The sequence below is a fragment of the Pseudomonadota bacterium genome, from assembly GCA_018242545.1.
Lineage (GTDB): Bacteria > Pseudomonadota > Alphaproteobacteria > 16-39-46 > 16-39-46 > 16-39-46.
This window is the reverse complement of sequence record JAFEBT010000027.1, coordinates 1-22,220: the sequence shown is the minus strand read 5'-3', so window position 1 is coordinate 22,220 and position 22,220 is coordinate 1. Positions and strand designations below refer to the sequence as shown.

The following is a 22,220-nucleotide window of genomic DNA, read 5'->3' as shown; positions in this document are numbered from 1 at the left end:
CGAAGATCATGCGGATGTAAATGCAGCGAAGAACATATTAGCGGCAGGGCATGCCGTGCTCGCCTGTGGAGAAGAGGTAAGACCAACTCTGTCAAAAGCAGAGAAGGCAGCTTCGATGAAGCAGGAACCACCCTTAAATCAGCGTGTCGCGTGAGTTTAAGGAATCTCTCCCCTTTAGGAGAGAGGATGTCAAATAATTTCATTTTTATTAAAGTAAAGAAAAAATATCTTTTTATTTTTTTGGAATCTCTGTATGTTACAAAGAAAAACTTTTCGGGAAAGTTTCATTTTCTTCTTATGGGGGATAGTTTAGCGGTAGAACTCCCGGCTCTGGACCGGGCAACTCTGGTTCGAATCCAGGTCCCCCAGCCACTTTCAAAAAACTATACGACTTGCCCTAAGCGTTGATGTAAACTTGGTAAATTAATTGCTTTCATAAGCGCTCGTAATTCTTGACGAGCCGTAACATGAGAAATGCTTAAATTTTGACCTGTTTCTTTAAGATCAAGAAGTGTTAATCCCGAAAGAAAAAATTCTCTAAAAATAACCCTTTCCCCAAATCCTGAGATTAAACGAAATCCTATGCGCTTAGAAAGCGCATTTAAAACTTGCTCCATATTTTCTTTGTTTTTAGCATAAATGTTTGTTAAACGATTTCTAAGAACGATCCAATCAATAGAAGAACGATCTCGGATGGCTCGATTTTTTTTCTGTTCCCAAACCCATTCTGCATAAAGACTCGGTTTCGTGATTTCGAGCGTCTCAGGCATCACTTGAGCGATAACATCAAGGTCAATAAAGCTATCATTCAAAGGTGTAATTAACGTGTCAGCATAAGAGTGTGCAAGACGTGCCAAATAAAGATTATGCCCAGGTGTATCCATAATAATAAAATCATTATTTTTAAACCTCTCAAGCACATCTTCTAAATTTTTTTGATCTTCTTTTTGAGATTTTTCCTGGTCTTTATTATCAGACACATGCAATGCTTCAAATTGAGGAAGAGGAAGAACATCAGAGGAGTATTTTTTCTCTGAAGCTGTACGCTTTCTGTTTTCAAGATAACGCGTAAGCGTACCTTGACGTGCATCAACATCAATGGCACCCACCGAAAATCCCTCTCTTAAAAGGCTCACAATAAGATGCATCGCTGTTGTTGATTTCCCTGTCCCCCCCTTTTCATTTCCAAGGACAATAATATAGGGTCTTTTAGGCACCGCATGATTCATTATAAATACATCCCATATAAAAAAATAACAGGAAAGAGTAACTTCTATATTTCCTCACAACGAATTCACTAAGCATGTCACTTTTCCCTTGATCCATTTCAAGAGATTTTAAAAAAATAATCTCTTCTTGTAAAATTACCATACCTATTTTTAAGCTTTCATGCAAACAAAGTTGCAAACAATTTTAACCAGATGTTTGAACTCATTTAATAATATATTCCAAAAATATAATTTAACTTAAGGAAAAAAAATCCAATATTTTTATTATAAATTTAAAAGTTCCTATACAATTTCCGAGAATTTATCTTATTATAAAAATAAAAAAGCGTCTTAAAAAAAAATTAAGTTCCTTTAAAAAATAAGACTTAATATCTGGGAAAGATAATGGCAAAATGCGATTCTTAAAATCAATATACGCGTTACCTATAAAAAATCTTGCCTATTTTTTAATATTTTTTTGTTTCTTTAAAGGTATTGAATTAACCTTTTTACAAAAAAAGATAAGCGCTGATTCTTTTCCTGTTCTTACTAAGCTTCCTGTCTTAGAACAAATAAACGCTCTACTTTTACTTGAGGAAGAAGACCTAAAAAACTTTCTGTCTTTATACAAGAACCCAATATTTAAAGTTCATAAAAAAAGAACACCTTTTGAGGTTCTTTACCAAAAAGGAACGATGCATCACTTGCCTAATTGGGATTTTCCAGAATTTGTCTTAAAATCACTTCATGAAAATAATCAATCCGCCTCTAAGAAAATTGCTTTTCAAAGTTTTAAGCCTTCCATACCAAAAGAATCGCCTGAATTTTTATCCTCTGCCATAAACTCTTTAAACCTATTCCCACATCCTATATCGCCTTCTTCTACCCCTACACCTCCTTCTATTATCTCTTCAAACACGCCCCCTATTGCAGCCTCTCCTCCTTTTATTTCAGGAAATACCCCAATTGCCTCGCCTAGCCTATCTCCACCTCTGATTTCAGTGAGCCCGCCAATTAAACCAATACCCCTTAGGCCTGCTTCAGGAAGTCCACAACCTTCACGGATATCACCAACTCTCCCGGCAGCTCAAAGACCTTCAACGCCTCCAACACAACTTCATATTCCCACTTCCTTAGGTGTGAACTCAAATTCAAACTCAGTTTTCAATGACCTCTTATCTTTTTTAAGGACCTTATCTCTTCCAAAGCCAAGCACTTTATCAAACACGCACATCGTCCCTAGAAATATGTCACCTTTCTCTGCAGGTACCATTCCGCCACCGCCACCACCTCCCTTAGGAACAGCATCATCTATCCCTCCGCCACCGCCTCCTCTTGGAAGCTCCTCATCTATCCCTCCCCCACCCCCTCCTATCGGAACTTCTTCCTTAGGGTTACATAGCGGAGCTTCAAATTTTCTCTCTCCTGGAAACCCTTTTCTTTTTATGTCCCAAGCAAATCTATTAACTCAAACAATAAAAAAAGATATTAAAGCTCTCTCTTCCACAAGCCAACCTGATTCTATAAAAGGAAGACCTGCTCTTATTCTCACACCTCAACAAGAAAAAGAGATAGCAGTAGCTAAAGAAGCTCGAGAAAAAGCAAAAAGAGAAGAAGAAAATTTAAAAAGAGAAAGAAAAGAAGCTCAAGAACATGTAGATTCAGCAATAAAGGATATAAATACATTATATTCTCGTCTTCAAGAACTTGTTCAAAAAACAGAACATGCTAAGGGTGATCCTAGTTTTAGCTTTTTGAACAAAGAGGCTCAACAAAACGCAAACCAAAAATTAGATGAGCTTAAAGCACTTAACTTAAAATTAACAAACGCGGCAGCTATTTTAGATAAAAAAAATATTACAGAATCCGCCCAATCTATAGGTAAAAAGATAGAGGACGCAGAAATTTTAGTGTCAAGATTAAAGGCTTTATCTTCCGATGGTTCATTAGCTCCTCCACCTCCACCCCCACCACCCCCTCCGCCCCCAGATTTCTTTGGAGGAACACCTTTAAAAAATTCCAATACAAAAGGAGGTGCTAAAGTACCGGCGCAAATAGATCCAAGAAAGCAATTATTTGCAGGTGCTCTAAACGGTATAAAGAGCCGCGAAAAAACTTTTCGGCATGATTTAACTCCTTTAACGCCTGAAGATAGAAGTATTCAGGCTTACGTTTTATCTCAGATTGGGAAAGAAGGACCTTCGCATCTCACACCTGAGGGACGTAATTTTATAAAATATAAAGCTTCTAATAATACGCTTCCAACCCATGGGCCACTCATGAAAGAAAATGAGCGAGACTCAGGTGTATTCTCTCAAGGAAGAAGCGATTCTAACGGAGCAGCGCTCCTCCCTGATACATCCATTGGAGATAATTTAATAGAATATTTTAGAAAAGGTAAAAATTTCGATCCAGAAGTTGTTTCTCAATATGTTGCTAAGTATGGTGATGCTTATACCGATCAAAACTTACAATTAGCCCGACAAGCGGCCTATAGCGATTTCCATCAAGACGTTGGTATTTATCCTACCAGCGAGTTTTCAAAAAAAGAGGACGTGCAATTTGCTTCTCCCCCTTTCACCCCAACACAGATGGCTGTGAGTCACATTTTAAAGAAAAAACCTGCAACAACAGCTCTAGAAGATCTTCATCAAAAACTTCATGATATTGAAAGACAAAAACTAAGAGTCAGCTTTAAAAATGCGAAGGAGCACTATAACTTTGAGAATAACTATCCTATTTTCGATGTTCCTATAGTAAAACATGAGGATTTAACTTCCCAAGAAACAGCTCTAAAAATAGCATTAAAAGATCTCAATCCAGCACATCAAGAAGAAATCAAGAAAAGGAAAGAAAAGATTCAGAACTTTGCTAAAGATATCGTTAACAAAGAAATTGCAGCAAGTAATGTTCTTTTCCCAGAATTTTTTACAACTCCTTTGAAACTTGAAGAACGCAATAATATTCAACAGCCGCTTTCTTTTTCTTCTTTTGATTATAAGCTGTTACAAGACGAGTTGAATAAGCTTCGAGCTCTTCGTCAAGCTATGGGCATCCTTTTAAATATTCCTCTTAAAGGATCACTCGTTGTTCCGTATCAAGATACTTTTCAAATTGTTAATAACGATCAACTTAAAAAAACTCTTACTCCAAATGTAGAAAATATTTATTCTACTTTTTCCTTTCCGCCAAAACTAAATACTTTAACAGAAAGTATGCAAAATCAAGCTCAAACTTTTCTTGAAGCAGAAAATGAATCCAAGAAATCTGAAAAGCTTTCTCAAATGAAAACTTTTTTAGCTCTTATGGAAACGCTCAACATTAACCCTTCAATAAGCGCTCAACATTCTGAAAAACTTAAAAAAATTCTTGCTTCTTTCGTCTCTTTAGACCCGCGTTATGCTCGGTTTTTTGAAGATTACATTGCGGCTCTTAATGCACGAGAAGAAACTCAGAAAAAAACAAAATTACCAATAAAAACTGGTCTTTTAAAAAGTATAGAAAGCCTTAATTCTCAAACTTTTTTTTACAAAGTAAATTATACATCTTCTTTGAACCGAGATATAAAAGACTTATCTAATCCTCAATATAGTGATGAAGCTCTTAAAAGACTTTTAAAAGCCAGTTCTTCTTATGCTCTTTCTAAGCTTTGGATGACAAACTCTATCTCAGGAGATTCCATTGGAAATCAAAATAATATTTTAAAACTCGCAAAAAACTTTCAAGGTCCTGAAGATGTCACACATCATATTCAAACAAGCCTGAATGCCTCTATTTCTCTTCAATCAAAATGGAATGACATTAAAAAACTTTTAGTAGAAAAAACTAAACTTCTCGCTGCAGCTCAAGCAAGGGGAGCACATGCAGAAGAAATAAAAAACTTACACGCCCAAGAAGAAAGTCTTTCTGTTGTTGATTTAAAAACAATAACTGGTCTTATTCAGCATTTAAAAGCTTTAGCTGGTCATGATCCTACATCAAACCATGAACCTGTCCTTGTAAACGTTCATGATCCACATGAGAAACAACAGCTAAGAACAGCCTTAGAAAACATCACTATTCCTATTAGTGATAAACAGAAATTAACTGAACAATGGCATCATTTAACATTCGAACAGGCTCAACTTCTAACGAACCCCTCAGGAATTACTTCTTCTATGCTAAAAGGAGAAGAAAAAAGAAGGGCTCATTTTGAAAACATTGATGAAATTACAAGGCTTTTAGAGGAGATGGAGCTCCATGAACAAGATCAAGTAAAAAAAAGGAATTTTCATGATTTAATTATGCATCTACGATCCATACCAAGAACTTGACATTCCTTTCTTCCTAATAGCTCGAAATTCCTTTCAACCTACATATTGACTTATGGATTGTTTCTTATTCATTAAAACTACCTCCTTAATCTTTGATGAAGAAAGATTGTTTATAATAAGGCGCTTGAAAACTCTTTTCTTTAGAAAGAGATGAGAGAACCGATTATAAAGCAAGAAGAAGGGCTTATATTTTGATGGAAAAATAAAAATGACCTTCTTTCTAATTTTGTAGCCATAGTCTTGAATTTGTTTAAAAAATATATTACCTTTCTTAAATGAAAAGCGGCAGGGCATGCCGTGATAGCCTGTGGAGAAGCAGTAAGACCAGCATCCTTAAAAAGGATGAAGGCAGCTTCAATGAAACAGGAACCATCCTTAGGGCTTGTTGCTTGAGCTTAAGGAATCTCGCTCTTTTAAGGGCGAGAGGATGTCAATTGATATTGATTTAAATATGCAACCCACATTAAAATGATCTAATTAATTCAAGGACACATGAGACATGACAACTGAACGTACACTTTCTATTATTAAGCCTGACGCAACACGACGTAATCTAACAGGAGCTATTAATAAACGATTTGAAGATGCAGGCCTTCGAATCGTCGGTCAGAAGCGTATTCGCGTAACAACTGAACAGGCAGAACAATTTTATGCAGTTCATAAAGGAAGGCCTTTTTTTCAAGATCTTTGTACATTTATGTCCTCAGGTCCTATTATTGTTCAAGTTCTTGAAGGCCTAAATGCTGTTGCACTAAATCGTGAGCTCATGGGATCCACAAATCCTGCAAATGCGGATGCAGGAACAATTCGAAAAGATTTTGCTGAGTCTATTGAGGCAAACTCTGTCCATGGATCCGATTCTCTTGAAAATGCGAAGAATGAAATCTCTTTTTTCTTTTCTGAACTTGAAATTGTTGGATAATTAAAGAAAATTCCCATGATGCACCTCTCCCTTTCATCGAAACATATTTTTATAATTATGATCTTTGTCCTAGGGGGAGGTGTTTTTAATTCTTTCTTTTTTCAAAAATCTGCTTATGCTCTTCCAAACAATGCGCCTTTTTACACCATTGAAGATATTTCCGTTGACGTGACAGACTCCTCCGCTCTTATTGCGCGCGAGAAAGCTTTAGAGGAAGCTCAAAAAAAGGCTCTTTATACGTTGCTCGAGCGGCTTTCTGGGCGGCCTTTTTCTTTTTGGGAAATATCTTTAAAATCTTTAACAGAAGAAGATCTCTCTCAGCTTATAGCTGATTTTGAAACAACTCAAGAGAAGTCATCTCCTCTGCGCTACGTCGCAACGTTAACTTATCGATTTAAGAAAAAAGGTATTGACGCCCTTCTTTTAAAAGAAGGGTTAGAAGCTCAAAATACAATTACAGAGCCTGTCCTCATTATTCCTCTTTTAAAAGTTCACAATAAGATCTATTTATGGGAAGAAGAAAACCTTTGGCGTCATCTTTGGCAAGATGGCTCTTTGAGTTCATCAAATATTCCATTGCTTGTTCCTTTAGGAGATCTAGAAGATATTCAATCCATAGATACTTCTCAAGCACTTGAGGAAAATTTTATGGCTTTGAATGCAATCTCGGATCGTTATAAAGCAACTGGCGGAGCGGTTGTTGTCCTTGCAGAACTTCACCCAGATTCTTCATCCCCTTCTCTTAAAGAAGGGATTCCTTTAAAATCAAGTTTAGTAGACATCTTAATTTCAGGAGGTCTTCCTTCTTTTGAAGGCCCCTGGCAACCCCTTACAATTTCTTCAGAGCCTCAGGAAAGCACAAAAAATCTTTTAGATAGAGCTCTGCGAGAAGTTATAAAATCTTTAAATACTGCTTGGAGCCGAAATGTTCTAGACCTCACAATGGGAAAACAAGATCTTTTTGTGAAAACAGAGTTTTCCTCACAAAGAGAATGGTTTTCCATAAGAGAGGCTTTAACAAATCTTAAAAATCATCATCTTATTTTAAACTATTCAATTCAAAAATTAACCCCTCATTCTGTATCTCTTGTTCTTAATTTCCGAGGAGATATTACAACTTTAATCTCTCGTTTTAAAGAAGAGCATCTTGACCTTACTAACAATGAAGGAATTTGGACTCTTAAAAGAGCATTTGATAACAAAGTTCCCTCTATTTCAAGTACGACTTCAATGCTCTAAAAATATATATATTTCTTAAAAAGAGGATTTTATGCATTTTTTTAATCTTCCAAATTTTATCTCTTTAGCCCGGTTGTTAAGTGTACCCATTCTTATTAATCTTATTCTTTCTCATGAAATGGTTGCTTCTTTTTGGGTTTTCTCAATCGCTAGTTTATCAGATGCTCTGGATGGATATTTGGCCAGAAAACTTAAAATACGAACTGAGCTTGGTAGCTTTTTAGACCCCATTGCTGATAAAGCTTTATTAATTAGCGTGTATCTTTCCTTAGGAATCATTGGAAATATTTCAACATGGCTTGTAACTCTTGTTATATTTAGAGATATTTTGATCGTTGGCGGGACAATTTTACTTTTTATTTTTCAAAAGCCTATATTTATGAATCCTATCATTACCAGTAAAATTAATACTCTTTTTCAAATTTTATTTATTTCTTTTCTTTTGGCCAGCAAGAGTTTTGGATTTCTTTCATTCCTTGATTATTTCTTGGAATCATTTGAATATGGAGTTGGACTTACAACCTTGCTCTCGGGAACTTTTTATGTCAAACTATGGATTGAACGTATAAATCTTCCTTCTCTATAAAATCTCATGAAAACAACAACATCTTCTCCTTCTTTATCACAAAATCAACGATTATCTTTATGGATTCTCATTTTAGGAGGAGGTTTTTTATTTTTTTATCTTCTGAGCGGGATCCTTTTTCCATTTATCATTGGCATCGTTGTAGCTTATGCTTTAAGTCCATCTGTCAATTTCCTTGAAAAATATAAAATTAATCGAGCCACGGGAAGCTTATGTATTCTTTCTTCTTTTTTCCTAAGCATTGCAGCCTTATTTCTTTTCGCTTTTCCTTTTGTTCAAGATGAGATTATTTCGCTTACAAAGGTTATCCCATCTCTTGGCGTTCATCTTCATACACATGCCATGAGTCTTCTTGATGAAATGTCCAAATTTATTTCACCCGAAGATTGGATACGCGTTCAAAATTACGCAAAAACATTTCTTGGAGACTCTCTAAAATGGCTTGCTCATCTTATTGGAGATTTATTAACCAATAGTCTTGCTCTTGCAAATATCATTGCCCTTATGATTGTAACCCCACTTGTTTCTTTTTATTTTTTAAAAGATTGGCCAAAAATTTTAAATTCTCTCAAAGCTCTCATCCCTAAAAAGGCTTCCCCCACTATTTTAAGATTGGTAAAACAAATTGATGATGCTTTAAGTGGATTTGCGCGAGGGCAAGCATTGGTATGTTTCATTCTCTCAATTTATTATGGACTTTCTCTTTCTCTAACAGGCCTGCATTCAGGTCTTGCCATTGGGCTCCTTACAGGCTTCTTTCTATTCATCCCTTATGTCGCTGTTTTAACAGGTTTTTCAATTGCAACAATTATGTCTTTCGTACAATTTGATGATTGGACCCATCGTTTAGTTGTCATCGGAATATTTTTGGTGGGACAAGTTATTGAGGGTAATTTTTTAACACCACGTCTTGTAGGCGAACGTATTGGTCTTCATCCGCTCTGGATAATTTTTGCAGTTTTTAGTGGTGCTTATCTTATGGGATTTTTGGGTGTTTTAATTGCTATGCCAATGATTGCTATTATAGGAGTTTTATTCAAGTTCTTACGCGAAAAATATCTTGAAAGCCCTCTTTATAAGAATTAGTCAACATAAAATCTTTAAAAACGATTTAAACTTCTGTTCGAAATAAAGACCTCTTATAAAGTCTCCAATTCATATAAAAGAAACAGGCAGAAACAAGAATCCACTCTAAGCTATGAATCATGGTTTCAATCGCTTTGTTTTTCTTGGTTATGAAAAACTGTGCTCTTTCTTGAAGTCTTTTTTCAGTAAGTTCAGAAGGAGAAAGTTTTTCAAATTCATTTTTTGTCTTATTTTCATCTTCGTATCTATTTGAGTCTTTTTTATAGAAAAGGTAACTCTCATTTGTCTCATAATGAGCAGCCTCACTATAAAAAGTATATTGTGGAATCACAAAATCAACGATCGCACTTATGAAAAAAAAAGAAGAAATAAGAATGATTGTAGAAGCAACGAAACAACATGAAAGTGTATAAAAATGAAAAAGATTTTTAAACATGTTTCTTCCTTTTTATGAAAAAAGAAAAATTAAGCTGCAACGACACCTTCTTCTTGAATCTCAATTTCTTCAACAATCTCTTCCATGCTTTCCATTGTTTCATCTTCATCAAAAGAATCACGTAATGGCGTGTCACGACAAATATAAGGCATTACATCTTTAAGATCGATAAAGTTATCTGACTGACGACGCAGATCATCTGAAATCATTGGAGGATTTGAACGGATTGTACTTACAACCGTTGTTCGAACACCTTTACGTTGAACAGCCTCCAACAAGGGTTTAAAATCACCATCTCCGGAAAAAAGAAGAATATGATCAATTTTATCTGCCATTTCCATCATATCAATGGCAAGTTCAATATCCATATTACCTTTAATACGTCTACGACCCATAGAGTCAGTATATTCTTTTAAAGGTTTTGTGACCATTGTATAGCCATTATAATCGAGCCAATCCACAAGGGGACGAATGGGAGAATACTCTTGATCGTCTAAAAGAGCTGTATAATAAAAAGCTCTGACCATGACGCCTTTTTCCGCAAAAAAAGTGAGTAATTTCTTATAGTCTATATCAAATCCTAAAGTTTTTGCAGCAGTATGAAGATTTGCACCATCAATAAAAAGCGCGATTTTTTCTTGTTTATAAAATATCATATTCAACCTCAAATTTACGGTACAAAGTTTTATTAAAAGTGTTATTGCAAGTTTATCCTTTTTTGAATAAAAAATGCTTGCATAAGCACATTAAATTATAAAGACTTAACGTCTTTTGTCAAGATAAAGCAAATTCAATCGTTTGATTTAATAAGAAACTTGATCTATCAAGACATGCTGAATATATCCATAAGATAAAGAGCATTCAAGTTAAATTAACCAAAATTATAATATTAAGAATGAATTATGATAAGGAGTGTTAAAATGCAGCTATCTGAGTTCAAATTCTGTGACTTCACAACAAAACCTCAATCTGTAAAAAACTTATTTGGCATTGATTGGGATATTACAATCCCTGTTTTTCAAGAAAAAAATCTACTCATTCCAGACATTGATCCCCATTACATCTTTAATGCTGATGTAACAAAAAGCATCATAGCAGGATTTCTTTATAATCGCCGTGTTCTTCTTCAGGGCTTACATGGAACCGGAAAATCTACACATATTGAGCAAGTAGCAGCACGCCTAAACTGGCCCTGTGTGCGCATTAATTTTGATGGACATATTATGCGTTCTGATTTATTAGGAAAAGATATCATTCGAATTGAAAACGGACATCCGGTCAGTTTTTATCAACCTGGCATTCTTCCTTGGTCTTTAAAAAACCCTATTGCGCTTATTCTTGATGAATATGATGCTGCACGCCCTGAAGTTCTTTTCGTTCTTCAACGCCTTTTAGAACAAGAAGGCAAATTGATGCTTTTAGATGAGAACCTCATTCTCACACCTCATCGTTATTTTCGTCTTTTTGCAACCCTTAATACACTTGGACTTGGAGATTCTACAGGTCTTTATTTTGGAACACATCCAATTAATCAAGGTCAGTTAGATAGATGGAATTTGATTGCGCATTTGTCTTATTTTTCCTTTGAAAAAGAAATGGAACTTATTAAAGCAAAAGTTCCTTCTCTTAATATACCAGAATTCCAGGATACGATAAAATCGATGATTGCCTTTGCTGATTTAACAAGACAAGGATTTAAAAACGGCGATCTTAGCTTACCGATGTCTCCGAGATGCCTGATTTCCTGGGGAGAAAATATTAACATTTTTAAGAATGTTGAAGAAGCCTTACGTTTAAGTTTTTTAAACCGATTTTCTGAAGAAGACCAAAAACTTTTGATAGAATATTACGATAGGGCCTTTGAGACTTCTAAACTCTCTTAAAGACAGCAGCAAAGAAACCATCTGTATGTGTCTTTGAGACGTCTAATTTTAAAAATTTTCCTTCAAAAAGCACTTCTTCTCCTTCAAAATAGGAAGAGGCTTCTTCTAAAATAAAGTCTTTATCATTTTCTTTCATAAATTGAACGACAATATCTTCATTCTCTTCATAAAATAAAGAGCACGTTGCATAGACAAGTTTTCCTCCTTTTTTAACCATAAGAGCCGCCTTATTCAAAATCTCAAGTTGACGCTTTTGGAGTTCTTCAATATCCGAAATTTTTAATTTCCATTTTTGATCTGGATTACGTCGCCAGGTTCCTGAGCCAGAACAAGGAACATCTGCAAGAACACAATCAAATTTCTCTTTTTGACGTTTTAACCATTTATCATTAACGTTATTTTCTAAAACACGTGTTTCAGCAATATGAACCCCTGCCCGCCTGAATCTTTCTTTCGCATTTTTTAATCTAACTGGATTAATATCCGTGGCTATCAAAACACCTTTATTTCTCATAAGAGCTGCAATTCCTAATGCCTTTCCTCCCCCTCCTGCACATAAATCAAGAACCCGATCTCCGGGCTGGGGAGCCAATAAAAAAGAAATCAATTGAGATCCTTCATCTTGAACTTCTATTTCTCCTTTTTTAAATAAAGGATTTTGACTTAAATCAATGCGTTTTAAAAGCCTTATGCCGAGAGGTGAATAAGGTGTGGGATAAGCTTCAATCCCTTCTTTATCAAAATATCTTAAAACATCTTCTCTTGTTGTCTTCAAAGTATTGACTCTAAGATCAAGAGGCGCTTCAGTCAGTAAACCTCTCATTTTAGCGTCAAAATTTTCTTGAGAAAGCTCAAATCTTTCTAAAAAAGATATTAATTCTTTTGGATAGCTTAAAAGAGCCCATTTAGGAAGTTCTTTATCAAAATTAAGATTTTTTAAAAATTTTTTCTCATCTTGTGTTAAACCAGAAAGATGATAAATTCCTCCATCACAAAGAGATACCGCCTCTTCAAAAGAATATTTTAAGAAGATAAGAGCATATAAAATAACTTCTTTTTCAAAATAATCTCTTTCTCCCCCAAACTGTGATCCATAAAAAAGGAGAGGGCCGCGATTTCGAAGAAGTGTATAAAGATGGCTGCTTAAAAAACGACGATCTTTAGATCCGATATATCGTCTTTTACGAACGTAATTTGATACAATTTTATCCGCAGGAAGAGTCTGAAATTCAAAAACTTCTTTTAAAATTTCTGACAAAGCTTTAAGACGCGCTTCTGGAGTCATTTTTCACCTTATTTATTTTTTAAGATAACGAAATATATGCTTGCCATGATTCCGAAGAAAGATCAAATTTCCTTTCTAAAAATACTTAAAGAAATTTAAAAGGACTCATGTTTTTCGAAAAGAGATAGTATTTTAACGCTAAATGGGAGACTTACCGCACATAAAAGCCATTGAATTTCAAAAATATAAAACGGGACTTGTTCTAATAGAAATTTTTGAAAAAAAGAATGTATTAAGAATATGAAACTTAAACACCCCAAAATTCCCAATAGTCCTTTTTTCCAAGATAATTTGTAAGATGTTTCAAAAATACTTTCTGCAAGAAAAAACCCTATAAGAGCGTAGTAAGCCATCCATACATGTGGAAAAATCATACCCTTATATCCAAGATATCCTAAAAAAAGACTAGGAGTTGAGAAGAAAAATATGCCAGTTAATTTTGGGTTAAATTTGCCGAACTTTCGAAATAAAAAAAGATAGACACTCAACGTGAAAATTCCAAAAATAATACTTCCCAAAACATCCCACCACGTATGATATTTTAGATAAACAAGCGCCCATGCACATCCGATAAGCAAAATCAAAATGGTTTTTTTTAAGAAAAATGAATGTGTCCTCAGAGCCAACCATCCATAAAAAACAAAAGCACATTGCATATGACCACTTGGGAAAGCATATCCAAGCTTTTGCAGATGTGGCGCTAAGGGAACCTCAAATGTTACTTTTAAAACTGTATTAAATATCATGGTAAAAAGAATTAAATATAAAGCACTTTTAAAATCTTCTCTTTTTCCCATTATAAATCCAATAACAATAAGCGGAACAATGATGGTTTCATGCGTAAAAAATAAAAAAAATTTTGCACTATAAAAAAAGAGGTATTGATAAAGCTCATTCATCTTATGTTCCTTAAAGGCTGTTTTTTAAATAAAAATAAATCTCTAAATAAATTTAATTTTTTTAAAGAAAATCATTGTATTACATTTTTTCGTTTCTTTTTTCTTCTTCTTTAGAAGAAAGTTTCCTTTTACCAAATCCCAACGCAATAACATAAAGCTCACTTGATTCTTTCCGGCTTGCAGGGGGCTTCGCATGGTGCACTTTTTCAAAATCTTGCTTTAAAAGAAGAAGGAGATCTTTCTCCGTTCCTCCTTGAAACACTTTAGCAATAAAAGCCCCACCTGGTTTTAAGATATTTCGTGCAAAATCATAGGCGGCTTCAACCATTCCAATGATACGCAAATGATCTGTTGCCGCATGACCCGTCGTGGAAGGTGCCATATCTGAAAGAACAACATCAACTTTTCCACCTATTTCTTCTTCAAGATTTTTAAGTGTCGCATCTTCCATGAAATCTCCTTCAAAAATAGAAGCACCCTCAAGAGGCTCCATCGGAAGAATATCAAATGCAAAAACAGAAGGGTTTTGAGATGTACTTTTTACGAGAGAAACCGCGATCTGAGTCCATCCTCCAGGAGCAGCTCCTAAATCTAGAACGGTTAAAGATGGTTTTAAAAAATGATATTTTTCATTTAATTCTAGGAGCTTATAAGCTGCTCGGGACCGATATCCTTCTTTTTTTGATCTAACAACATAAGGATCTTTCATTTGGCGTTGAAGCCATCTGCGTGAAGATTCAGATCTTTTAGGGTCTTTACGAAGACGCATAGACAAAGTTACTTTCATATTATTTAAGGAAGAATTCATCTTTCATTCCTGTAGAATACTGGGAGAATTTTCTAAAAACAAGCTGAAATAGACACTTATTTTGTTCTTAATTCTTTTAATATCTTTCTTTTTTTTTTCGTATTGATACAGTAAATTTACAAAAAGATCTTGCCAGCACAAAAAGCAATGTCATAATACTTTTGTTTTAACGATCCATAAAGAATGGGATTATCATGATTCATTTTCTTAAAAAAATTAAACAACATCTCATCTTTTCAAAAAAAAGCCTTTTAATTGGTATTCTTTGTTTTATTCTAAATGGATGTTCTGAAAAGCCTCAGCCGTCTATTCATGAAGAAAAAATTCCTGCTCCTCTTATTGAAACATCTTTTATAAAAGAAAGTTCTCAACATCCAACCTTACCATCCATTTTTAAAGTTGCCCTTCTTCTTCCTTTGACAGGAGACAAACAAGAACTAGGGGAAGCAATTTTAAAAGGCGCCGAACTTCGTTTCTTTAATCAAAAAAGCTATGCTCTTGAACTTTTCCCAATAGATATCCAAGCAAAAGAACCAAATGGAAAAGAAATTGGAGTTTTAAAAGCGCTTTCTAATCTTCTTGAAAGTAATGATATTGACCTTATTTTAGGTCCTCTCATGGCTGATGATGTAGCGGAAATTACACCCTTAGCCTGGGGAAAAGGTATTCCAATTATTTCCTTTTCCAATATTCCTCAAGTTGCAGGGGATAATGTTTTTATCATGGGATTTTCACCAGAAGATCAAATAAAAAAGACAGTTGACTATGCACTTTCTCAAAATATCACACAATTCCTAGCCATTGTGCCTTTAGGGGAGTATGGTAAGCTCATTGTCCAAGCTTTGAGACAAAGACTGTATTCGAGCTCAAATGCAAAATTAAAAGATGTTATTTATTATGATCCCAATGGTATTGATCTAGATGAAAAACTTAAGACCATTGATCTAAAAGATATCCAAGCCATTGTTATTCCAGAAGGTGGTACACGGCTTCTTCAAATTGTAGCATTTTTAGCTCAAGATCCTCTTTACCAAACCATCAAACCACGCCTTATTGGCTCTGGACAATGGGATGAGAAGTCAATTTTCCAAAACCATCTTCTTCAAGGGGCCTGGTTTGGAGGAACAAAATCTTCCCAATGGGATAAATTTTCACAAGCTTATCAAACGGCTTATGGATCCGAACCACCACGGCTTTCTTCTTTAGGATATGATGCTCTTATGGTTGCAGCAAGTGTCGCGGATCAACCTCAAAAAGCAGTCAGCCAATCTCTTTTGCGCCCACAAGGGTTTGAAGGCGTTGAAGGAAAGTTTTCTTTTACACCGCAAGGACATATTGTAAGAGAGTGGCACGTCTTTGAAATCGATTCTCGTGTTCCCCATTTTTACAAACAGATTGATTAAAAGCATGATGAATCTATGAAAATATTTGTTTCTATCGTTACTGCTTGTATTTTTTTATCTACCCTTATTGGGATTATGTGTGTCCTAATAATTTCAAGGGCTAAAAAACATAAAAAAAATTGAAGGCATCACGGAGATTATGAATATTTCGAAAGCCAAAACTTTATTTCATAAAATCGCACATAATTTATTATGATTCGAAATAATCAGATTCGATGAGATCATCTGTAACACCATTAACATAAAGCATTCTCATTGATCAATTGACTGATGTCTAATCTAATGTAAGACTTACATGATAAGTTAAGAGGTTGCTATATTTTCTATATTTCATAAAACAATTGTAAGTGTTTCCGTAGCAAAGACACATTTATTTCAACTTTTAACCTAAATTCAACAAAGCAAGCGTATTACCAGCACAAAGTACAATACCTTCTACAGCGATATTGCTTCCTATAGAAATTGGTTCTAAATCAAGCAACTCAAGACGTAATTAAAAGTATTTTTGAAGGCTTAAAAAGCATATCTTAAATAGGCTCTCTTATGAAAAAACTAAGAGATAAAGGTAAAAATTCGTAAACTTTTGCACCTTTATGAGAGGTTACTCATTTTTTCTTTAACTTTTTCCTTCCAAAAGAACAATAGCCCTTGAAAACCGATCTCTTTGAGAAATAAATGTTGTCTCACGTGTCCGAAGCTCTTCAATAATCTCAAGAGGAGCGCGTGCTACAAAATTAGAATCTTCAAGCCGTTTTGTAATGCTTAAAATTTCCTTTTCAAGTTTCATAACTTCAACAGCAAGACGTGAAATTTCAACTTCTATATCTAAAAGACCATCCACAGGAAAAGAAAGCCCTAAGTCTTTAAAAATAATCGTTAAAGAAACTTCTGCTCTTGGGGGGGATTCCCACGAAAAACTTTTTACACGCGCTAAAGAGCATAAAAACAAGTTGTATTTTTTGAGAAGCACAAAGCTTTTTTCGTCACCTTCTTTCACATAAATTGAAATATATTCCTTTGGAGATATATTCATCTCAGAACGAAAGGAACGGATTTCCGTAATCAACGCAATAACCCAATCTATCTCTTCTTTAATTTTATGATTTTTAAAATTATCTGAAAGCTTTGGCCAAGATGCCGTAATTAAAAGTGTTTTTTCAACACTATTTCCTTGGAAAAATTCCCAAAGCTCTTCCGTAATAAAAGGCATAATCGGATGAAGCAAGTGTAAGATCTGACCAAAAGCCCATGCAAGCGTTTGTTTTAATTCTTCTGTTTGAATATCCTGTGTTTGAAAACAACATTTGGAAAACTCAATAATCCAATCACAAAATGTATGCCATACACCTTGGTATAGATAATGGGCAGCTTCATTAAATTTATAAGTATCTAAGGCCTGCCCGACAACTTCAGAAAGAGATTTAATTTCATAAAAAATCCATTGACTAATCATGCCATGGACAGCATCTGGAGAAAATCCTTGAGGACAAATGCACCCATTCATTTCTAAAAACCGAGCCACATTCCAAATTTTTGTTGTAAAATTTCGGTACCCTTCAATACGCGCTTCTGAAAGCTTTACATCACGTCCTTGCGCGGAAAGAGCACATAAGGTAAATCGCAAAGCATCGGTTCCAAATTTTTCAATCAAAACACTCGGATCTAAAACATTTCCTTTGGATTTTGACATTTTTTGGCCTTTTTCATCCCGCACAAGCGCATGAATATAAACCGTTTTAAAAGGGACCTCTTTCATAAAATAAAGTCCCATCATCATCATGCGAGCAACCCAAAAAAAGATAATATCAAAACCTGTTACTAAAACATCTGTGGGATAATAACGCGTTAATTCAGGAGTTTGCTCCGGCCAACCTAATGTTGAAAATGGCCATAATGCCGACGAGAACCAGGTATCAAGAACATCTTCATCCTGTCTTAAGGGAACTGTGGATCCATAATGATTTTTTGCGGCCCTTAAAGCATCTTCTTCACTTTTTTCAACAAAAATAAATCCATCTGGCCCATACCAGGCTGGAATCCGATGGCCCCACCAAATTTGACGAGAAATACACCAAGGTTCAATATTATGGAGCCACTCAAAATAAGTGTTCTTCCATTGTGCTGGAACAAAAACTGTCTGGCCTTCTTTCACCGCTTTTAAAGCAGATTCTGAAAGTTTTTTTGCATTTACATACCATTGATCCATTAAAAGAGGTTCTATAATGACACCTGATCGATCGCCATGCGGAACCGTATGCTGAATATCTTCAATTTTTTCTAAAAGGCCCTTACATTTTAGGTCTTCAACTATTTTTTTACGAGCAACAAACCGATCAAGCCCACGATAATCTTCAGGGACAAGTTCGTTGAGGCAGGCTGCTTGAGTTAAAATATTGCGGGCTTCTAATCCATGACGTTTCCCAACGGCAAAATCATTAAAATCATGGGCAGGCGTAATTTTAACAGCACCTGATCCCTTTTCCATATCCGTCTGAATATCTGCAATAATTGGAAGGAGCCTTCCATCAAAAGGATGTTTAACTTCTTTTCCAATAAAGTCTTTGTATCTAGGGTCCTCTGGATGAACAGCAATACCTGTATCTCCAAAAAGAGTTTCAGGTCGGGTAGTGGCCACCGTTATAAAATGTGTAGGATTATTTGCAAGAGGATATTTAATATACCATAAATGGCCCTTTATGTCTTTTTGTTCAACTTCAAGATCTGAAATGGCCGTTAAAAGCTTAGGATCCCAGTTTACAAGACGTTTATCTTTATAAATAAGGCCTTTCTTATAAAGATCTATAAAAACATCTTGTACTGCCTTACTTAATCCATCGTCCATCGTAAAACGGGAACGGTCCCAATCTGCAGAACATCCTAAAAGACGAAGTTGCTCAGAAATAATGCCTCCAGATTTATCTTTCCACGCCCAAACATGTTTTAAAAATGCCTCTCGCCCAATCGTTCTGCGGTCTATCCCTTCAGCTGAAAGGTTACGTTCAACAACCATTTGAGTCGCAATTCCGGCATGGTCAACACCTGGCTGCCATAAAACATCTTCTCCTAACATACGATGATACCGTACAAGAATATCTTGCAATGTGTAGGTGAGAGCATGGCCTACATGCAACGTACCCGTTACATTAGCAGGGGGCATCATAATGGTAAAAGGCTTTGTTTTTGCCTGTAAATTTGAACTAAAAGCTTTTGCTTTTTGCCAAATAGATAACCACTTATGAATAAATCGATCGGGAGAATATACTTTATCAAGCATCAAAAAAACTTTAAGGATAGCATCAACAGAAAACGAGAACCATTCAGAAAATATTACTATTAAGAAAGCGTAGATTGTGTCAAGCGTTCAATTTCTTTTGCAACTAAACGCTCTACAATCATTGGAAGGTTTTGATTTAACCAATCTCGAATAAAAGGACGCATAATTTCTTTCATAAGCACATCAACCGTTTGACCAGAAAGCCCCGCATGCTCTTCTTGTGCTTGTTTTATTTCAACAGCCTTTGATAAAACCTTAAAGGCGTGTGCAACCGATTCATAAGAGCTATCGGAAAGAATTGGAGAAGAAGATCCTTGAGGACTTGGACTCAAAGGAGCCCCTGGATTATTTCCAGACATGGAAATAGGAGTGTAGGTAGGAGCATTAACACTTGGAGAAGGTGCATTTGATGCAGAAGATGAAGGTGGTGTAAGTGGTGTAGAAACTGAGAAAGAAGCAGCAGGAGACTCAATCGACGGAGAAGAAACGGGCGTTTCAATAGGATGGGTTAACTCAAGAACATCCGAAGATCCCACAGGCACAAATTCAGATTGATTTAAAGAAGTATTGTTTGGTGTTTCATTTGTTTCACCAATGGCTTGACGTATTGAATTCAAGATTTCTTCCATAGAAACAGACTCTGATTTCTCAGGAAGTTGACTTGTATCGACCATTTTTTCTCTCCGGCTTAAAGCTTATTATCAAAATTTAAAGTGTCATTTAACCCTGAAAATCTTTTCACGATAACCTTATGGGATTTTTACGACTTCAGAATACATGAATTTTTTAAAATCATGAAATTTTTTTCTTTTTTTTCTCTTCTATAGAATTTTATTTTTTCATATTTGCACATTGAAAGCAAGCGCTTCTTCTTGGTTTTCAAAAAGCTTTAAACCCTTTTTGTTATTATACATCCGGCAAAAATAACACATTTTTGAGCTTCTTTATAATTTATACTTTTTTAAATGTCTTGATTTTACAAAAATATTCTTTTTGAAAGTAAATTTAAATTATTTCTTGAATGTCTTCTTGCATTACATTATCTTGACCTTGCAAAAGTTAAAATTTTTCAATTTTAGGAAGATGAATGTCTTTTATTGTTGCTGCACTTTATAAATTTACAGACTTGCCCGATTTCAAAAATCTTCAATCCATTCTTTTAAAATTGGGAAAAGAACATAACTTAACAGGATCTTTACTTCTTGCCAAAGAAGGAATCAATGGAACTGTTGCGGGTCATCGTGCTGGAATTGATTCTTTAAAAAAATTCTTAAAAGATGACATACGATTTGATGGTATTGAATATAAAGAATCCTCAGCTTCAACCAATCCTTTTTATCGTTATAAAGTTCGTCTTAAAAAAGAAATTGTAACCCTTGGCGAGCCTTCTGCAAATCCAGCTTTAAAAGTAGGGCAATATGTTGAGCCAAAAGATTGGAATGCTCTTATTTCTGATCCTAATGTTCTTGTCATTGATACGCGTAATGATTACGAAGTTAAAATAGGAACCTTTAAAAAGGCGTTAAATCCTCATACCCAGTCTTTTCGAGAATTTCCAAATTTTATTCGACAGAATTTCAAAGAAAAAGATAAGTCCTCTCTTAAGATTGCTCTTTCCTGTACAGGTGGCATACGAACTGAAAAAGCAACTTCTTTCCTTCTTAATGAAGGATTCAAAAACGTTTATCATTTAAAAGGGGGTATTTTAAGGTATCTTGAAGAAGTTCCTCCTCAAGAAAGTCTCTGGGAAGGAGAATGCTTCGTTTTTGATCAGCGCGTAGGGCTTAAACATGGGCTTGAAGAAGGTGAGCATGTCCTTTGTTATGGATGCCGCCAACCTCTTTCTCCTGAAGATTTAAAATCTCCTCTTTATGAACCGGGTGTTGCATGCCCTCTTTGTAGTCTTGAAACACCTCCTTCAAAGAAAGCACGTGCACAAGCCCGTCATAAACAAGTTCTCTTAGCAAAGGAACGGGGAGAAACACATATTGGTTCTTCTTCAAAAATTACTTAATTTATCCAGTATTTATCCAGTCTGCAAGTCTTAAAAATCAGCAGCATTAGGCTCTAAAATAGTCCATAAGACGCGCTTCCTAAAATAAAGAGCGCGTCTTATTTCTTTTTATCTCATACCAAATCTTAAAAATAATATCATATGCTATACAAAGCTTATTAAAATTATTTGATTTAGTATCCTTATTTGAGACGAAGAGGAGGTTCCTTAAGCCATTCTGTACCTTGAACTCTTTTTCGAGGAAGATCTTCGTTAAAGCACCCTTTTGCTCCAAGGTCTATCATATAATTCCATGCTTCTGGGCAATACTGAGCACCATAAATTATGGGAAGCCCATTCATAAAGACGTTTACTTGTCCTCCAAGATCTAAGAATAAATCAATTAATATCTTTCTGCCTTTTCCTAAGGAACGATAAAGCGCAAGATCAACGCTTACAGGAGCACCATATTGAATTAAAAGTCTTATTTCTTCATCAGACCTACCAAAATAAAGCGCATTATCGACGGAAGAACGCAAAGGTTTTGCTCCATTTCTCAAAAGAAAACCAACAGCACCGTCGGGATATCTCGAGCTCTGGGTAACATAAGAGAGAAGAGGCTCTGGGCAGAGTCCAGGAAAATCAAAACATCTGTTTAAATCAGCACCGTTATCAACAGCAGCTTGAGCACGATCAAAGTCTCCTATACATAAGGCATCATAGACATGATATTCTATTTCTCGAGCCATATTAGCCCGCCCCACTGCTGCAGGAGGAATTTCTTTAGGAAGGTATGTTTTTAAAGACGCAAAGAATTTCTTTTTTGTCTCTTTAGGGCGTGTCATCAATTAAATTGACAAAGAAGGAGAGAGAAGAGATATTGAG

Annotated in this window: 17 protein-coding genes and 1 tRNA gene; 9 read left to right on the top strand and 9 right to left on the bottom strand. The window is 35.2% G+C overall.

Annotation, left to right across the window (positions count from 1 at the left end):
* Positions 1–298: 298 nt before the first annotated feature.
* A tRNA-Gln gene (locus JSS34_04780) sits at positions 299–372 on the top strand.
* Positions 373–383: 11 nt separating this feature from the next.
* Here the strand turns inward: JSS34_04780 and JSS34_04775 are convergent.
* Positions 384–1,217 (bottom strand): AAA family ATPase, encoded by an 834-nt coding sequence (locus tag JSS34_04775; GenBank protein MBS0185639.1) that lies wholly within the window; start codon positions 1,215–1,217, stop codon positions 384–386.
* A 686-nt stretch (positions 1,218–1,903) separates the two neighbouring features.
* On the opposite strand from JSS34_04775, the gene JSS34_04770 reads away from it, so the two are divergent.
* The 5 genes from JSS34_04770 (at position 1,904) to JSS34_04750 (ending at position 9,354) form a co-directional block, all read left to right on the top strand.
* Positions 1,904–5,521, top strand: a complete 3,618-nt coding sequence (locus tag JSS34_04770; GenBank protein ID MBS0185638.1) for a hypothetical protein — start codon at positions 1,904–1,906, stop codon at positions 5,519–5,521.
* A 499-nt stretch (positions 5,522–6,020) separates the two neighbouring features.
* Positions 6,021–6,443 carry a nucleoside-diphosphate kinase gene (ndk, locus tag JSS34_04765; GenBank protein ID MBS0185637.1) on the top strand — a complete coding sequence of 141 codons (423 nt, stop codon included), beginning with the start codon at positions 6,021–6,023 and terminating at the stop codon, positions 6,441–6,443.
* Between the two features lie 15 nt (positions 6,444–6,458).
* Entirely contained in the window at positions 6,459–7,682 is a 1,224-nt protein-coding gene (locus JSS34_04760; protein ID MBS0185636.1) for a DUF2066 domain-containing protein, read from the top strand.
* Positions 7,683–7,713: 31 nt separating this feature from the next.
* The gene (locus JSS34_04755; protein MBS0185635.1) at positions 7,714–8,268 is read left to right on the top strand and encodes a CDP-alcohol phosphatidyltransferase family protein; all 555 of its coding nucleotides are present in this window, start codon (positions 7,714–7,716) and stop codon (positions 8,266–8,268) included.
* Positions 8,269–8,274: 6 nt separating this feature from the next.
* Positions 8,275–9,354, top strand: a complete 1,080-nt coding sequence (locus JSS34_04750; GenBank protein MBS0185634.1) for an AI-2E family transporter — start codon at positions 8,275–8,277, stop codon at positions 9,352–9,354.
* 25 nt (positions 9,355–9,379) lie between these two features.
* On the opposite strand, the gene JSS34_04745 is transcribed toward JSS34_04750, so the two are convergent.
* Together JSS34_04745 and JSS34_04740 are read right to left on the bottom strand one after the other, a co-directional pair.
* A complete protein-coding gene (locus tag JSS34_04745) occupies positions 9,380–9,790 on the bottom strand; it encodes a hypothetical protein (GenBank protein MBS0185633.1) in 411 nt (136 codons plus the stop codon).
* A 29-nt stretch (positions 9,791–9,819) separates the two neighbouring features.
* Positions 9,820–10,446 carry an NYN domain-containing protein gene (locus JSS34_04740; GenBank protein MBS0185632.1) on the bottom strand — a complete coding sequence of 209 codons (627 nt, stop codon included), beginning with the start codon at positions 10,444–10,446 and terminating at the stop codon, positions 9,820–9,822.
* 264 nt (positions 10,447–10,710) lie between these two features.
* On the opposite strand from JSS34_04740, the gene JSS34_04735 reads away from it, so the two are divergent.
* Positions 10,711–11,673 carry an AAA family ATPase gene (locus tag JSS34_04735; GenBank protein ID MBS0185631.1) on the top strand — a complete coding sequence of 321 codons (963 nt, stop codon included), beginning with the start codon at positions 10,711–10,713 and terminating at the stop codon, positions 11,671–11,673.
* Here JSS34_04735 and JSS34_04730 read toward each other — a convergent pair.
* The 3 genes from JSS34_04730 to JSS34_04720 all read right to left on the bottom strand — a co-directional run bounded on the left by JSS34_04730 (position 11,660) and on the right by JSS34_04720 (position 14,626).
* Entirely contained in the window at positions 11,660–12,958 is a 1,299-nt protein-coding gene (locus tag JSS34_04730) for an RsmB/NOP family class I SAM-dependent RNA methyltransferase (GenBank protein ID MBS0185630.1), read from the bottom strand. The two genes, JSS34_04735 and JSS34_04730, sit on opposite strands and share 14 nt — an antisense overlap.
* A gap of 95 nt (positions 12,959–13,053) precedes the next feature.
* Entirely contained in the window at positions 13,054–13,857 is an 804-nt protein-coding gene (locus tag JSS34_04725; GenBank protein ID MBS0185629.1) for a phosphatase PAP2 family protein, read from the bottom strand.
* A 79-nt stretch (positions 13,858–13,936) separates the two neighbouring features.
* Positions 13,937–14,626 (bottom strand): RlmE family RNA methyltransferase, encoded by a 690-nt coding sequence (locus JSS34_04720; protein ID MBS0185628.1) that lies wholly within the window; start codon positions 14,624–14,626, stop codon positions 13,937–13,939.
* A 233-nt stretch (positions 14,627–14,859) separates the two neighbouring features.
* On the opposite strand from JSS34_04720, the gene JSS34_04715 reads away from it, so the two are divergent.
* Complete coding sequence (locus JSS34_04715; protein MBS0185627.1) at positions 14,860–16,068, top strand: penicillin-binding protein activator; 1,209 nt, start codon at positions 14,860–14,862, stop codon at positions 16,066–16,068.
* A 616-nt stretch (positions 16,069–16,684) separates the two neighbouring features.
* On the opposite strand, the gene JSS34_04710 is transcribed toward JSS34_04715, so the two are convergent.
* Both JSS34_04710 and JSS34_04705 read right to left on the bottom strand, forming a co-directional pair.
* A complete protein-coding gene (locus tag JSS34_04710; protein ID MBS0185626.1) occupies positions 16,685–19,342 on the bottom strand; it encodes a valine--tRNA ligase in 2,658 nt (885 codons plus the stop codon).
* A gap of 59 nt (positions 19,343–19,401) precedes the next feature.
* A complete protein-coding gene (locus JSS34_04705) occupies positions 19,402–20,016 on the bottom strand; it encodes a DUF2497 domain-containing protein (GenBank protein ID MBS0185625.1) in 615 nt (204 codons plus the stop codon).
* A 413-nt stretch (positions 20,017–20,429) separates the two neighbouring features.
* Here JSS34_04705 and JSS34_04700 point away from each other — a divergent pair, with 413 nt between their 5' ends.
* On the top strand, positions 20,430–21,356 hold the full coding sequence (locus tag JSS34_04700) for a rhodanese-related sulfurtransferase (protein MBS0185624.1): 927 nt from the start codon (positions 20,430–20,432) through the stop codon (positions 21,354–21,356).
* Between the two features lie 182 nt (positions 21,357–21,538).
* Here the strand turns inward: JSS34_04700 and JSS34_04695 are convergent, their stop codons facing one another.
* The gene (locus JSS34_04695; protein MBS0185623.1) at positions 21,539–22,180 is read right to left on the bottom strand and encodes a hypothetical protein; all 642 of its coding nucleotides are present in this window, start codon (positions 22,178–22,180) and stop codon (positions 21,539–21,541) included.
* Positions 22,181–22,220 lie beyond the last annotated feature (40 nt).

Bases quoted from the DNA above. Each gene is read 5' to 3' on its own strand.
- JSS34_04770 (MBS0185638.1), top strand. From the start codon at position 1,904: ATGCATCACTTGCCTAATTGGGATTTTCCAGAATTTGTCTTAAAATCA.
- ndk (MBS0185637.1), top strand. From the start codon at position 6,021: ATGACAACTGAACGTACACTTTCTATTATTAAGCCTGACGCAACACGA.
- JSS34_04760 (MBS0185636.1), top strand. From the start codon at position 6,459: ATGATGCACCTCTCCCTTTCATCGAAACATATTTTTATAATTATGATC.
- JSS34_04755 (MBS0185635.1), top strand. From the start codon at position 7,714: ATGCATTTTTTTAATCTTCCAAATTTTATCTCTTTAGCCCGGTTGTTA.
- JSS34_04750 (MBS0185634.1), top strand. From the start codon at position 8,275: ATGAAAACAACAACATCTTCTCCTTCTTTATCACAAAATCAACGATTA.
- JSS34_04745 (MBS0185633.1), bottom strand. From the start codon at position 9,790: ATGTTTAAAAATCTTTTTCATTTTTATACACTTTCATGTTGTTTCGTT.
- JSS34_04740 (MBS0185632.1), bottom strand. From the start codon at position 10,446: ATGATATTTTATAAACAAGAAAAAATCGCGCTTTTTATTGATGGTGCA.
- JSS34_04735 (MBS0185631.1), top strand. From the start codon at position 10,711: ATGCAGCTATCTGAGTTCAAATTCTGTGACTTCACAACAAAACCTCAA.
- JSS34_04730 (MBS0185630.1), bottom strand. From the start codon at position 12,958: ATGACTCCAGAAGCGCGTCTTAAAGCTTTGTCAGAAATTTTAAAAGAA.
- JSS34_04725 (MBS0185629.1), bottom strand. From the start codon at position 13,857: ATGAATGAGCTTTATCAATACCTCTTTTTTTATAGTGCAAAATTTTTT.
- JSS34_04720 (MBS0185628.1), bottom strand. From the start codon at position 14,626: ATGCGTCTTCGTAAAGACCCTAAAAGATCTGAATCTTCACGCAGATGG.
- JSS34_04715 (MBS0185627.1), top strand. From the start codon at position 14,860: ATGATTCATTTTCTTAAAAAAATTAAACAACATCTCATCTTTTCAAAA.
- JSS34_04710 (MBS0185626.1), bottom strand. From the start codon at position 19,342: ATGCTTGATAAAGTATATTCTCCCGATCGATTTATTCATAAGTGGTTA.
- JSS34_04705 (MBS0185625.1), bottom strand. From the start codon at position 20,016: ATGGTCGATACAAGTCAACTTCCTGAGAAATCAGAGTCTGTTTCTATG.
- JSS34_04700 (MBS0185624.1), top strand. From the start codon at position 20,430: ATGTCTTTTATTGTTGCTGCACTTTATAAATTTACAGACTTGCCCGAT.
- JSS34_04695 (MBS0185623.1), bottom strand. From the start codon at position 22,180: ATGACACGCCCTAAAGAGACAAAAAAGAAATTCTTTGCGTCTTTAAAA.